The 13072-nt window shown below is 36.9% G+C and carries 13 protein-coding genes, 2 pseudogenes and 1 other annotated feature; of the genes and pseudogenes, 11 read left to right on the top strand and 4 right to left on the bottom strand.

The window, feature by feature from the left end:
• Nucleotides 1–114 (bottom strand): annotated as a pseudogene (locus A2U94_RS21305) (IS4 family transposase); the annotation flags it as partial.
• A 207-nt stretch (nt 115–321) separates the two neighbouring features.
• Here A2U94_RS21305 and A2U94_RS16955 point away from each other — a divergent pair.
• Nucleotides 322–870, top strand: a complete 549-nt coding sequence (locus A2U94_RS16955) for a calponin homology domain-containing protein (protein ID WP_025910306.1) — start codon at nt 322–324, stop codon at nt 868–870.
• Between the two features lie 42 nt (nt 871–912).
• Here the strand turns inward: A2U94_RS16955 and A2U94_RS16960 are convergent, their stop codons facing one another.
• Nucleotides 913–1752 (bottom strand): TIGR03943 family putative permease subunit, encoded by an 840-nt coding sequence (locus A2U94_RS16960; RefSeq protein WP_025910308.1) that lies wholly within the window; start codon nt 1750–1752, stop codon nt 913–915.
• A gap of 12 nt (nt 1753–1764) precedes the next feature.
• The gene (locus tag A2U94_RS16965; RefSeq protein WP_025910310.1) at nt 1765–2634 is read right to left on the bottom strand and encodes a permease; all 870 of its coding nucleotides are present in this window, start codon (nt 2632–2634) and stop codon (nt 1765–1767) included.
• 219 nt (nt 2635–2853) lie between these two features.
• Here A2U94_RS16965 and A2U94_RS16970 point away from each other — a divergent pair, with 219 nt between their 5' ends.
• Complete coding sequence (locus tag A2U94_RS16970; RefSeq protein ID WP_025910312.1) at nt 2854–3645, top strand: histidinol-phosphatase HisJ family protein; 792 nt, start codon at nt 2854–2856, stop codon at nt 3643–3645.
• Between the two features lie 87 nt (nt 3646–3732).
• Here A2U94_RS16970 and A2U94_RS20850 read toward each other — a convergent pair.
• A pseudogene (locus A2U94_RS20850) lies at nt 3733–3876 on the bottom strand (DUF3231 family protein); the annotation flags it as partial.
• Between the two features lie 436 nt (nt 3877–4312).
• Between A2U94_RS20850 and desA the strand changes: the two are divergent.
• The 9 genes from desA to A2U94_RS17005 all read left to right on the top strand — a co-directional run bounded on the left by desA (nt 4313) and on the right by A2U94_RS17005 (nt 13071).
• Nucleotides 4313–5365, top strand: coding sequence for a Delta(5) desaturase DesA (desA, locus tag A2U94_RS16975; protein WP_025910314.1), 1053 nt, complete (start codon nt 4313–4315; stop codon nt 5363–5365).
• 76 nt (nt 5366–5441) lie between these two features.
• On the top strand, nt 5442–6587 hold the full coding sequence (locus tag A2U94_RS16980; protein ID WP_025910315.1) for a sensor histidine kinase: 1146 nt from the start codon (nt 5442–5444) through the stop codon (nt 6585–6587).
• A complete protein-coding gene (locus tag A2U94_RS16985) occupies nt 6584–7183 on the top strand; it encodes a response regulator transcription factor (RefSeq protein WP_025910316.1) in 600 nt (199 codons plus the stop codon). The genes A2U94_RS16980 and A2U94_RS16985 overlap by 4 nt, the downstream gene beginning before the upstream one ends.
• Before the next feature lie 220 nt (nt 7184–7403).
• Nucleotides 7404–7535: a hypothetical protein gene (locus tag A2U94_RS22165; protein WP_257788887.1), complete on the top strand. Its 132-nt coding sequence runs from the start codon at nt 7404–7406 to the stop codon at nt 7533–7535.
• Between the two features lie 209 nt (nt 7536–7744).
• Nucleotides 7745–8944 (top strand): MFS transporter, encoded by a 1200-nt coding sequence (locus A2U94_RS16990; RefSeq protein ID WP_025910317.1) that lies wholly within the window; start codon nt 7745–7747, stop codon nt 8942–8944.
• Between the two features lie 72 nt (nt 8945–9016).
• Nucleotides 9017–9252 (top strand) — a binding site (T-box leader).
• Between the two features lie 56 nt (nt 9253–9308).
• The gene (locus A2U94_RS16995; RefSeq protein ID WP_025910318.1) at nt 9309–10541 is read left to right on the top strand and encodes an MFS transporter; all 1233 of its coding nucleotides are present in this window, start codon (nt 9309–9311) and stop codon (nt 10539–10541) included.
• A 60-nt stretch (nt 10542–10601) separates the two neighbouring features.
• A complete protein-coding gene (locus A2U94_RS21930; RefSeq protein ID WP_224840117.1) occupies nt 10602–10832 on the top strand; it encodes a hypothetical protein in 231 nt (76 codons plus the stop codon).
• A complete protein-coding gene (locus A2U94_RS17000) occupies nt 10822–11523 on the top strand; it encodes an alpha/beta fold hydrolase (protein ID WP_231882779.1) in 702 nt (233 codons plus the stop codon). Before A2U94_RS21930 ends, A2U94_RS17000 begins: the two co-directional genes overlap by 11 nt.
• 174 nt (nt 11524–11697) lie before the next feature.
• On the top strand, nt 11698–13071 hold the full coding sequence (locus A2U94_RS17005) for a sensor histidine kinase (protein ID WP_025910319.1): 1374 nt from the start codon (nt 11698–11700) through the stop codon (nt 13069–13071).
• The last annotated feature ends 1 nt before the right edge of the window (nt 13072 follow it).

A 13072-nucleotide genomic window follows, 5' to 3' on the forward strand; every position in this document is an offset into this window, starting at 1 on the left:
CAGCTTCTTTGTATAGGAATTTAATTGATAGCTTTCAACCAATTCCTCGAGTTTTGTGGAGAAAATCGGTGAAAACCATTGTTCAAATGATGTTTTTCGTGTAAACTTATCCATGCTTATTGTCCTTTATTTTGGATTTGGATGGTTTATTACCACCCAACCATTATAAAGGATTTTTTTGTGCATGAATAATATTGCAGAAAATTCAGATTTATAAAGGGCTTTGAATTATTTTAATGCGACGCTAGTGAATAGATTTGTATAATTAATTTTTGGTTGAATTTACTAACGACAGTATTTAACCATAATGGTGGTGTAGGTATGACAAACGAGTCGGCAATGGTTGATATTATAAAAGCGTTTAAGCGCAATTCAACAGAGTCAATTGCAATGGATTTAATAAAAGAAGTAAGGGGAACGTTTTGTCCGCTTCCAAAGTATGTGGCGGACTTAATTGATGAATTGAGAAAGTTAAAATTAAAAGATGAAGTTATTAGCGTCATCTTATATCAATCTGTATATGTGCATAATCATCAGTTTAATATTAAGGATACGCCTACTAATCGGCAATTTATTCAGGATACTGTTTTTATGGGGCGCAAGTGGGTGCAGCAGTACGGGAAAATTGAAAATGTCGAACAAGCAATTCAAATTGCGGAACATGCGTCCTTAGATGCAGAAGAGCCAGAAGTGCCAAATCCTTTTGATTCAAAGAAGGTTACGCTTGAAGTGAGCTTAGACCCGCAAACGTACGAGATGTTAAAAAATATTGCTGTCTATTATGATCATGTGGGATATGATGACTCGATTTCAACGGCAGTACAGCATTTATACACGCAGCTACTCGAGGCTCAGCAAAAAAGTCGATAAGAAAAAATCACGTAACATAGAAAACGTTACGTGATTTTTTTATCATTGATTGTTTCGATAAACGTAAGGGTCATCAGGTTCCTGTTCTTTCTTAACGTTCGTGACTTTAATCATTGGTAATGTTTTTTTAAACGGCTGATAATACATCGTATCAATTTTACCTGTTACTGTTACCCAATCATCATTTTGAAACGATACGTCATCTGGAAATTCAATAAGCATTCCGAAGGCTCCAGAGTCAGCAATGCAATGAATAATTCCAAAGCGAAAAAGAAAATATTGATTTTTTGGCAGCTCATCATTATGGTATAAAAATCCTTTTAAGCGAATGGTTTTACCCGTAAATTCACCAGGGTAATTATAAATGGTTTCCATTGCGTTTAAAAACTCAGTATCTTCTAAATTAAGCTTTTCACTCTTTCCAAACTGCTTCAAATCTTTGCGTATCATTTTGTCATAAGCTTCCTCTCCGTAAAAGCTACTTGTATCGGGCTCTAGGAATTGGTGCTGATCATAGGGGCTATTTTTTTCGTAGATTGGAAAATTGAACCCCTTCGCTTCAACAATTTTAGAATCTAATTTGGAAATTGGTAAAAATAAAGCAGTGATAATAGGTACGATATAGATGAGATAAAGGAATTTATCTCGCTTGCGCGGAGCGTGTGAATGACTGTGGCAATCACAGCCATCTTCATGATTATGGTCATGCTCATCGCCTTTCATATAAAAAATAAAAGCAGCGATGGTAATAAACCATAGGAGAAAAATTGTACTGTATGAAATCCATGCATATTTCATATTAATGTACTTTGAAATATCTCCTGTAGCATGCAGATGCATGAAGACAAACGTAAAGCCAATCAAAATTAAAATTCGAATCATCGCGCTTCCTCCTTATCTGACCAGTAGCATTGAAAAAACAAAGACAGCTATAAAGGTATAAATAAATAAAATGCCCACAAATTTGGCTTTAAATTGACTCAACATCATTAACGTATTTTTAATATCAAACATTGGTCCAAAAACTAAAAAGGCAACGATGGCGCTATCTTGAAATGTGCTTTGAAAGGATGCTCCAATAAACGCATCGGCTGACGAACAAAGGGATAAAAGGTAGGCTAGTCCCATCATTACGAAATGAGCTGACCAATCCTGCTGCCCAAGATCTAACAGGATGGATGTTTTCATAAACGTTTGCATACTTGCTGCAATAAGCGCTCCAATGATTAAATATTTACCGACTGAAAAAAACTCATCGATAGAATGCTGGATAGTGCCTACTAGCTTTTGGCCAAATGTCTTTTTCTGAACGTTAACGCACACGCTATGTTTTGTTTGATCTGTTTTAAACTGAAACGTCAGCAGCATGCCAACTGAAATTGCTACGACGAGCGCTACAGAGCTACGTTCCCATACAACGGCCCAGTCATTTCCAAACGCTACATATGTAGAAAACAAAACAACTGGGTTAATGATAGGACCTGTAAACATAAAGGGAATAGCAGCGTATAGCGGTACGCCTTTTGCCATTAATCGCCTTGTAATAGGTACAATTCCACATTCACAAGCTGGAAATAAAGCGCCTATAAAAGTTGCTAAAAAAACAGCGCCTACTTTATTTTTGGGTATGGCTTTTGCCATCATTTCTTCTGTAATAAACATTTGAATAATTCCAGAAATAAATACACCCAATAACACAAAAGGAAGGGCTTCAATTAGGATACTGATAAAAATTGTGTTTAGCTGCAACAAGGATGAACTCATACTACCACTCCAATTTTGTCTTAAGAAAATAAATTTGCATGCATTCAACTTTTACAGAAAATAGTTTAATATAAAAATAGTTAAATGTAAAAGAATTTATAAAATTCCATTTCATTGTCTAGTTTGAATAGTTAAGGTAGCTATATAACGGGTAGTATTGTAAGAAGTAGAAAGCTTTGCTAAGATACGATTTCAGGAGAAGAATAGGAGGAACGAAACATGTACATTATGGACTATCATCATCATACGAATCATTCATTCGATTCAAAAGCGGTTATGAACGAGGTATGCACAGAAGCTATCCATCGTAATATTAACGAAATTTGCTTTACAGAACATTACTCACTTAATCCACTTGCTCCTACATATGGACATATTAATTTAAAACATTATATAAAAGACATTGAACAGTGTCGTGCGCAGTTTGACGGAAAGTTAGTTATCAAAGCAGGGATTGAAATTTGTGAGCCGCATTTATTAAAAAGTGAGTATCAAAAGGTATTAGAGCCGCTTCAATTAGATTTTATCCTAGGATCTGTTCATAACATCAATGACAAAAAGCTCCGCTTATATTTACAACATAAAACAGTAGAAGAAGTATACGGTGGTTATTTTGAAGAACTCTACAATCTAGTGAAGCATGCTGATATCGATGTGCTTGCTCATATTGATTTAATGAAGCGCTATGCAATAAAAGTGCACGGGAATTATGACTTTGACCAATTTAAGCCACAGCTAAAGGACATTTTAACAAAAGCGATTGAACGCAATATTGGAATTGAAATTAACACTTCGGGAATGCGAAGCAGCTTAGCGGAGCCCCTACCTTCTCAAGCTGTATTAAAATTATATAAAGAGCTTGGAGGAGAACTGCTAACGGTAGGTTCTGACTCTCATAAAGTTGAAACGGTTGGCGACCATATTTCTGAAGCAATAGCGCTTGCGAAGGAATGCGGATTCCGCTACGTCTTTACGTATGACAAGCGCCAGCCAAGTGCCATTTCGATTTAAAAGACCAGTTGAATGTAGAAGAGAATATTTGTCAATAAGAGTCCGCAGAAGTCTTTATGTAGAAGGCTTACGGGCTTTTTTTGATTACTATTTTGTGAATGCGGTTTTGGTTTTATTGAGCTTAGCAAGTTCTTTTCCTCTTACAAAATACTGCTTTACTTCTTTATTCTCTGCACATTGCGCAAAACCAGTAATTAACTGCATTCCAATATTATTTGTCTCTATTCCGTGAATGTTCTTGTTACTAGTATTGCATAAGATGATTTCGATAACTTTAGTTGCTAAATGTGTGAATCATTCTAACTTACACAAAAGAATAATAGAAGTAGGTGGAGGTGTACTAAACACGAGCAACTTGAAGCTATGACGGTGGATGAAAAGAATCATGCAAGCTTAATCAAACGGTCACAAAATGTTCACATCATTAAAAGATGTTAAGGATAAAACACAGGAAACAACAGGCTTCTAGAGAGGTTGATGTGTTTACAAACAATTAATAAAAGTAAATAAACGAAGGTACCAACACAATGGATGCTAAGGATATGAAAGGGTTTTTGAGTGCCAATATGACATTTGTCATATTTGTCATGTGACATGTACTACTACACATGGTTTCTTTTTATATTTATAATTTTAAATAAATTATGAATGTGAAAGGGAAATCCAAATGATTAAACAAAAACAAAAACAAAAAATGTTGAGACAATCAATGGCACCTTATGAAAAGCCAAATGAGAAAAGCAGTGTCGTTCAACTGATTAATACTATTGTTCCGTTTTTTGCTTTATGGTTTCTTGCTTATCAAAGCTTAGCGATTTCATATGTATTAACTTTAGCAATTGGAGTGGTTGCCGCTGGCTTTTTAGTTCGAATTTTTATCATTTTCCATGATTGCTGCCACAACTCTTTCTTTAAAAATCGACGCTACAACAAAGTTCTTGGTACCATTACAGGAGTTTTAACTTTGTTTCCATACAACCAATGGGCACACAGTCATTCTATCCACCATGCTACGAGCGGAAATTTAGATAAGCGTGGAATCGGTGACCTGTGGATTTTAACAGTAGACGAATACTTGGAAGCACCTCGCTCACGTCGCATTGCTTATCGTTTATACCGCAATCCATTTGTGATGTTTGTGATAGGTCCTATCTATGTGTTCTTGATTACAAATCGCTTTAATCGTAAAGGAGCTAAGCGAGCTGAGCGCATCAATACGTATATTACAAACGTTGCGATTGCGCTTATTGTGACAGTTGGATGTTTAACACTAGGATGGCAGTCATTTTTAATGGTTCAAGGTCCGATTTTCTTAATCTCAGGTTCACTGGGCGTTTGGTTATTTTACGTACAGCATCAGTTTGAAGACTCTTATTTTGAAGCAGATGAAGAGTGGGAGTATGTACAGGCAGCAGTTGAAGGGAGCTCTTTTTACAAACTTCCGAAAGTGTTACAGTGGTTAACGGGTAACATAGGCTACCATCATGTTCACCACTTGAGCCCTCGGGTTCCGAATTATCACTTAGAAGCTGCTCATAATAATACCGAGCCGCTTCAAAATGTGCCGACCATTACGCTTCGCACCAGCTTAGAGTCTTTACGCTTTCATTTATGGGACGAAGATCAAAAGAAATTTGTTGGTTTTAACCATCTAAAAACATTTAGCCGTGAAGAACGACAAAAAAGAGTAGCGGTATATTCTAGAGCAAATGTAAAATAATACTCAATGCCATATGTGATTATGATACGATAATCATATATGGCATTAATTATGAAAGTAAAAGAGGGTTTGCGTCATGAAGAAAAAGGATACAATTTTTCAAAAGATAACGGGAATGTCTCCTTACATATGGACAGTTTTTAGTTTACTGCCTTTTTACTTTGTTTTTCAGTCTTCTTCAATGAATGAGATTGTGTTAGGTATTTTGTTAACGATTCTCTTCTTTATTTTTTATCGCATTGCTTTTATATCAAAAGGCTGGCCTATTTATGTATGGACAATTCTCCTCATTAGTATATCCATCGCGATGACGACGCTTTTTAGCTACGTTTATTTTTCCTTTTACTTTGCTTTTTTTCTCGCTTATTTCATAGGAAATGTTCAAAAATGGCTTACATTTATTACGCTTTATATTATTCATTTAGTCAGCACAGCCATTTCACTAAACTATAATATGGTTGCTCAAGAAGAGCTGTTTGTTCGCCAACTTCCGGTTATGATTATCATTTATATGAGCGTAATCATCTTTCCATTTACAATCTATAACCGTAAGAAAAGAGAGCGCTTAGAGGAGCAGTTAGAAGACGCAAATAAGCGAATTTCAGAGCTGGTCAAACAAGAGGAAAGACAGCGAATTGCTCGTGACCTTCACGATACGCTTGGGCAAAAGCTATCCCTAATTGGATTAAAAAGTGACTTGGCACGTAAGCTGATCAATAAAGATCCAGAGCAGGCAAGAGCAGAGTTAAAAGACGTTCAGCAAACCGCACGAACTGCGTTAAATGAAGTTCGTAAACTAGTGTCTCAGATGAGGGGGATTCGATTAAAAGAGGAACTCGTACGCGTAGAACAAATACTTAGCGTAGCTGAAATAGAGTTTATTCATAACGAATTGACTTTATCAAACGTTTCTCCTCTGACAGAGAATATTTTAAGCATGTGTTTAAAAGAAGCGGTAACAAACGTTGTAAAGCATAGTAAAGCCTCTTGCTGTGAAGTGAATATTGTACAATCTACAGATGAAATTATGATTACCATTCAAGATAATGGACAAGGCATTGCAAGTAAAGATGCTTTTCAACACGGAAATGGACTTATTGGTATGAGAGAAAGATTAGAGTTTGTAAACGGAACGCTAGATATTCAATCAGATGAAGGAACAAAGATTATTGTGAAAGTTCCGAGCGTGCGTAAGCAAGTGGAAAAGGAGGAAGAGAAATGATTCGAATCGTTATAGCGGAAGATCAGCGGATGCTGTTAGGTGCTTTAGGCTCTTTGCTAAGCTTAGAAGATGATATGGAAGTCGTTGGGAAAGCATCGAATGGAGAAGAAGCAGTAGCTCTTGCGCGTCAGCATCATCCCGATGTTTGCATCATGGATATCGAAATGCCTCTTAAAACAGGGCTAGAAGCAGCAGAAGAGCTGGAAGAACTCGATTGCAAAGTGATTATTTTAACGACTTTTGCACGCTCTGGTTATTTTCAACGAGCGTTAAAAGCAAAAGTTAGCGGTTACTTGCTGAAGGATAGCCCAAGTGAAGAGCTAGCGAGTTCCATTCGAAGTATAATGCAAGGAAGACGAATTTATGCTCCTGAGCTTGTGGATGATGTATATGCGGAAGAAAATCCGCTAACGGAGCGCGAAAAAGAAGTACTGCAGCTTGTAGCTGATGGGAAAAATACAAAAGAAATTGCAGAAGAGCTGTCTTTGAAAACCGGTACCGTAAGAAACTATATCTCCACCATCTTGGATAAGCTTGAAGTGAAAAATCGCATTGAAGCTATTACGCGTTTTAAAGAAAAAGGTTGGTTTAAATAAAAGGAAAAAAGGGGACATATTACTATGCCCTCTTTTTTGTGTTTATTCTAAATTTTCTGATATTATTATTTTACATTGTAAGCGATTTCGTTTATAATGAAAGCAGAAGAGCTGATTGCTCTCACAACATTATTTAATTGAAAAAGAATGGCTAATAAAATAAACATAATGGATAGGAAATATTTGTGGTTAATTGAACAGTAGAGGAGATGAAACAGAAATGGTAAAACAGGAAAAGTTAATGTTTGGTGACTTCATTCAAGGTGATCGCTTCGAATTACATTCTTACCTTGTTTATTTGTTTCAGCAGTCTCAAAGAAAGATTAGACATATTAAACGAGAAGCAAATTGATACATGTTCAGCATCCCGTCATACATAAGCGGTAGCGCTTCGTTTCTTAACGGCGCTACCGCTTATTATATGAAAAAAAGAATAAATTAACTAATTGACAACAGCATGTCTATCAGTATAAGTTATACTACGTGTAGAAAAAAATGAACATGAAGTATACTGCTGTAGCATGCTATTTTTGTGTTCTAATAGGAGGAGAGACAGCTCGAATGTCGGGAGAACAAAGAAAAAAAATCATTATCTTAATGATTAATATGTTTATTGCGGTTGGAAGTTTTGGAATCATTATTCCAATCTTACCTGCTTATTTACAGTCAATTAATCAGGGGGGAACTGCAGCGGGGCTAATGATTGCTATTTTTGCAGGTGCTCAGCTTATTTTTTCACCAATTGCAGGAAAGTGGTCCGATCAATACGGACGACGAAAAATGATTATATATGGACTTGCTGGCTTAACGCTGTCTATGTTTATCTTTTACGCAGTCAATTCCATTTGGTTACTTTATGCATCTCGCGTCATTGGTGGAGTGGGTGCAGCTTTACTTATTCCTGCTATCTTTGCATATGTTGCGGATATTACAACGATGGGGCAGCGTGCAAAAGGAAACAGTCTTGTATCAGCGGCTATGTCTCTAGGAATTGTAATTGGGCCTGGAATTGGTGGCTTTTTAGCTGATTTTGGCTTGAAGATTCCATTTTTAGTCTCAGCACTTGTATCTCTTGTAGCTGTTTTATTTTCAATGATGCTATTAGAAAATAGTGAAACAGAAGAAGCTACAGCAGCACGAGCAGCTATTCAAGATAATGAATCTATGGTTTCGAAACTAGCACGTTCTGTTAAGATGCCTTATTTTATACCGCTGGTTATTACTCTTGTGATGAGCTTTGGGCTAATGGCGTATGAGTCAGTTCTTGGTCTATTTTTAGATAAACAGTATGGGGCTACGCCACAGCAAATTGCTTTAATGGTTACAGCAACAGGAATTGTTAGCGTGATTGTACAGCTGTTTCTAGTAGATCGCATCGTTCGTATATTTGGTGAAATAGCAGTATTAAACATTTTTATCGGCGTGGCAGCACTTGGATTTCTATTGTCACTATTCACAGGGAGCTACAGCTTATTCTTTGTCATTTCGCTGATTATTTTCCTTGCAACATCTATTCTTCGTCCAGTCTTAAACACGCTTATTTCAAAAATGGCCGGAAATGAACAAGGATTTGCTATGGGAATGAACAACGCTTATATGAGTATCGGAAATGTATTAGGTCCAACTCTTGCTGGCGTTTTATTTGATGTGCAAATTATGTATCCGTTTGTACTAGGTCTTGTTTTATTACTTGTAACGCTCGGTATTACGATAGTGTGGCAAAAGCGTACACTAAAACATAGCGCACTTGCGAATAAATAAAAAGAAAGAGCGCAGTCTCTTTCTTTCTTTTTATTTACATATTTTAATAGTTTGTGGTAATATATAGAAAAATTAAACGCGGTGAAGAGAAGAGTAAATAAATAAGCTTTGCACAGAGAGCCCGGTAGCTGAAAACGGGTCAAAGTGAATTTGTTGAACCAAGTCTCAGAGAGGCATATCGGAACATTTAAGGGATGATATGACGGGTGCTCCTGTTACAGAGCTAAGGTATGATTGTACCTGATGAGATTGATGTGGTGACATGTCAATAAACTGGGGTGGCAGCGCGATAAAAACTCGCCCCCAAGACAGTATTTTTGTCTTGGGGGCGAGTTTTTTTATGGATTAAAGGAGGAGAGAATTAATGAAGAAGACAGAATTGCGCGGACGATTATTACTTCTAGCAAGTATTGGCATTTCAGGAATCGGGAGTTGGATTTACTTTATTGCTTTGAACTTAGTTGTGTTACAAATCACTGGTTCAGCCCTAGCCGTTTCAACTCTTTATATTGTTAGAGCAGCAGCTGCGATGTTAACGAACCTATGGGCTGGGAGTCTGATTGATCGTTTAAACAAAAAGCACGTAATGATTGGATTAAACCTGATCCAAGCCGCTGTTATTTTATGGTTGGCTTTTTCAAATTCACTTCTCGTAATCTATGTACTGGTTGGAATTACAACCGCTGTAGGCGCAGCGTATGAACCAACATCTATGGCGTATATAACAAAGTTTTTACCAGAAGAGAAGCGTAAAAGATTCAATTCACTTAGAAGTCTTCTTGATGCAGGAGCATTTTTTACAGGACCAGCCGTTGCGGGTTTATTAGTGATGGTCGGTACACCAGCAACTGCTATTTGCATTAACAGTATCGCATTAGTGCTTTCGGCGCTGCTGCTTTGGTTTGTGCCAAATATAGAGCCAAAGGGGTTTACTACACAAAAGGTTCAAAGGTTATCATTTTACATGATTAAACAGGATTGGCATCTTGTATTTTCTTTTAGCCGGCACGCAGTGGGAGTTATGCTTATTTATTTACTCTTTAGTTTCATGACGGTGTTGATGACCGCAACTGATTCACTCGAAGCTGCTTTTTCAGTAAAGGAACTAGGTTTAACAGAGGGAGAGTATGGACTATTGGTTAGCATAGCTGGTGGAGGTGTACTTATCGGTGCGCTTCTTAATACCATAATAGTTGAAAAAATTCCTACATCTTGGCTCCTTGGTATGGGGAGCATGCTAACAGCTGGAGGGTATATGTTATTTACAAATTCAACTACATTTTTTATAGCTGCCTGCGGATGCGCCTTGATATCGTTTGCAATGGCATTTGCGAACGCGGCATTTTATACGTTTTATCAAACGTATATTCCAGTTGAAATAATGGGGCGAGTTGGAAGCCTATATGGATTAGTAGAAAGTCTATGTATTATTATTGTAACCGCATTGTTTGGCATTTTAGTAGAAGTGATCTCCATACGCTTGGTCGTTATAATAGGAGCTGCTTTAATGATTATTGTAGCTTTGGCAGTATGGACTTGTAGCTTACGGGTACTTGTTCAAAGAAAAAACGTTAGTGTAGAAAAAGTGAGTACATGAATAAGCAACTAAATGAGTCTTCAAACGTTTTATTAATAGTTAAATCGTAGGAGGGCTTATATGTTTAAAAAAATAATAAAAAGAGTAAGTATATCTTTAGCTGTAGCGTGTGTAACATGGATAACCTTGCATCAAGTGTTGACTGTTGTGGAAGACAAACGATATCCACCATTAGGAGAGCTTGTAGAAGTAAAGGGAAAGCAGATGCATATCTATCAAAAAGGTAAAGGGAAACAAACAATTGTATTATTAGCTGGCCTTGGAACACCTGCTCCAGCTGTTGATTTTTGAGTTATCACATACGTACAAAGTCGTAGTTGTGGAGCCTTTTGGTTATGGTTGGAGTGATTTTACAGAAAGTGAACGATCAGTTGAAAATATTGTTGAAGAAGTAAGAAATCCATTGAAAAAAGCAGACATACAAGGTCCATATATTCTTATGCCTCATTCGGTGTCAGGCATTTATGCAATGTATTATGCCAATCACTATCCTGATGAAGTGGAAGCCATTGTTGGCATTGATCCAACGTTACCAAAGATGCTGAGGTGTTTTGGTGAAGCTCCCTCAACGATGCCAAGTATTTTTCGATTTGTCGCTCCAACAGGGATTGCTCGTCTAGCAGTTGAGCTTGATGATGAGTCTTATTTACCTATCGCTGAACCAGGGATGTATTCCAGCCGAGAGTTAAAAATGATAAAGGCAAAGACCAGCATAAAAGGATACAACAAAAACATCATTATGGAAATGAATGAGATAGAAAGAAACGTGAATAAAACAGAATCCTTAACGATTCCAAATAAAGTACCAGTCTTAATTTTTGCTAAGAACTTTCAGAAAGAAACAAACGGTAAATCAACACTATCATTTTATGAGCAGGAAATTGCAAAGCACCATCATAATAAAGTGGTGATGTTGAACGGACATCACTACCTTCATTGGACACGTTCTCGTGAAATAGTTGACGAGCTAAAGCTTTTTTAAAGGGAACGACACCAAATTAAAATTCAGAGCAGTATTTACTTTTTAGACAAATTAATAGGGTACATCAAGTATAGGTGTGAATCTTAATTTCGTATTTAATTCAACTTAAGTCTGCACACTTTCTCCATATCTATCCTTTATAATAGATGTACATTTACAGGGGAAGTGAAAGAAGTGAATAAAGTATCCATTAAATTAGGACTATTGTTTTTAGTTTTTATCTTAATTATTGAAGCAGGTTTATTTTTCTATTTATATACGGGGTTAGCGAACACTCGCATCTCAGAAGAGTTAGAGAGTTTAAGAGTAAGAGGGAATAGCCACCGAGAAGTATTAGAGCAGCACCGTGATTCCATAACGCTTAGTCACGTCGCGTTAATGGAGTCAGAAACCGATACGGATGTTATCATTACCAACATAAACGGGGAAGTTTTGAGTGCTTCAACACCTCTTATTACAGGAGCAAAAGCGGCTGTGAATGAGTGGAGAGATAAGAAGCTCCCTTATGAGGGGAAAATTTTGCAAAGAGATTGGGAAATTTCCCCCTATATTTCAACAGCTTCTCCAATTGAAGTAAATAATAATCAAGTTGGCACAGTGTATATGTTTAAAGATACAAAAGATATCAAAGGAATGATTGATCGTCTCCAGCATCACTTTTACATAGCTGGTATTATTTCAATTGTATTTGCAGTTGTTACAACTTTTGCTTTATCAAAACTAATCACGGCACCTTTAGTACAAATGAAGCAAGCGACAGAAAAGATTAGCCAAGGGCATTTGACGGTAAAACTTGGCGCTCATTCTCGTGATGAGGTTGGACAGTTAGGAACATCCATTCAAGCGCTTGCGAATGAACTGCAGCGCTTGAAAAAAGAGAGAAACGAGTTTTTGAGCAGTATTTCGCACGAATTGCAAACGCCGCTGATGTATGTAAAAGGCTATGCAGACATTGCAAAGCGCCATGAAACAAGTGAAGAAAACCGCACAAAATATTTAGGGGTCATTGAGGAAGAGGCTGAGAGAATTTCAAAGCTTGTAAAAGATTTATTTCAGCTTGCTCGTTTAGATAAAAATACGTTTCTCATTGAAAAGCAAGAAGTTGAGCTTCAGTCCTATTTATCTAAAATTTGTGAAGCATTTCAATTAGCTCTAAGCGAAAAGAATGTTCATATTGAGGTGAACTGTCCAAAGTATGTAAATGTACTAATTGATGAAGAGCGATTTATGCAAGTCATTATAAACGTTATAGATAATGCCTTAAGATATTCTGAAACAAAAAAGATTTTAATAAGCGTTGAAGAGGATAATTGGCGCGTCAAGCTGTCCATTCAAGACTACGGAGTGGGAATTCCGAGTGAAGATGTACCATATGTGTTTGATAAATTGTATCGCGTAGATAAATCAAGGTCTCGGAAGAATGGAGGCTACGGTTTAGGGTTATCGATTGTAAAAGATATTGTGGAAGCGCACGGTGGAAAAGTGGAGATGACAAGCATAGCAGAAAAAGGAACAACCGTGAGCATTTCGTTGCCAAAGGAGCGTTAAT

Source organism: Bacillus sp. VT 712 (assembly GCF_001614195.1).
Classification (GTDB): domain Bacteria; phylum Bacillota; class Bacilli; order Bacillales; family Bacillaceae_H; genus Priestia; species Priestia flexa.

Coding starts and splice junctions, on each gene's coding strand:
- A2U94_RS21930 (WP_224840117.1), top strand. CDS start 10,602: ATGTTTAAAAAAATAATAAAAAGAGTAAGTATATCTTTAGCTGTAGCG.
- A2U94_RS16980 (WP_025910315.1), top strand. CDS start 5,442: ATGAAGAAAAAGGATACAATTTTTCAAAAGATAACGGGAATGTCTCCT.
- desA (WP_025910314.1), top strand. CDS start 4,313: ATGATTAAACAAAAACAAAAACAAAAAATGTTGAGACAATCAATGGCA.
- A2U94_RS16955 (WP_025910306.1), top strand. CDS start 322: ATGACAAACGAGTCGGCAATGGTTGATATTATAAAAGCGTTTAAGCGC.
- A2U94_RS16985 (WP_025910316.1), top strand. CDS start 6,584: ATGATTCGAATCGTTATAGCGGAAGATCAGCGGATGCTGTTAGGTGCT.
- A2U94_RS16970 (WP_025910312.1), top strand. CDS start 2,854: ATGTACATTATGGACTATCATCATCATACGAATCATTCATTCGATTCA.
- A2U94_RS16995 (WP_025910318.1), top strand. CDS start 9,309: ATGAAGAAGACAGAATTGCGCGGACGATTATTACTTCTAGCAAGTATT.
- A2U94_RS16960 (WP_025910308.1), bottom strand. CDS start 1,752: ATGATTCGAATTTTAATTTTGATTGGCTTTACGTTTGTCTTCATGCAT.
- A2U94_RS16965 (WP_025910310.1), bottom strand. CDS start 2,634: ATGAGTTCATCCTTGTTGCAGCTAAACACAATTTTTATCAGTATCCTA.
- A2U94_RS16990 (WP_025910317.1), top strand. CDS start 7,745: ATGTCGGGAGAACAAAGAAAAAAAATCATTATCTTAATGATTAATATG.
- A2U94_RS22165 (WP_257788887.1), top strand. CDS start 7,404: ATGGTAAAACAGGAAAAGTTAATGTTTGGTGACTTCATTCAAGGTGAT.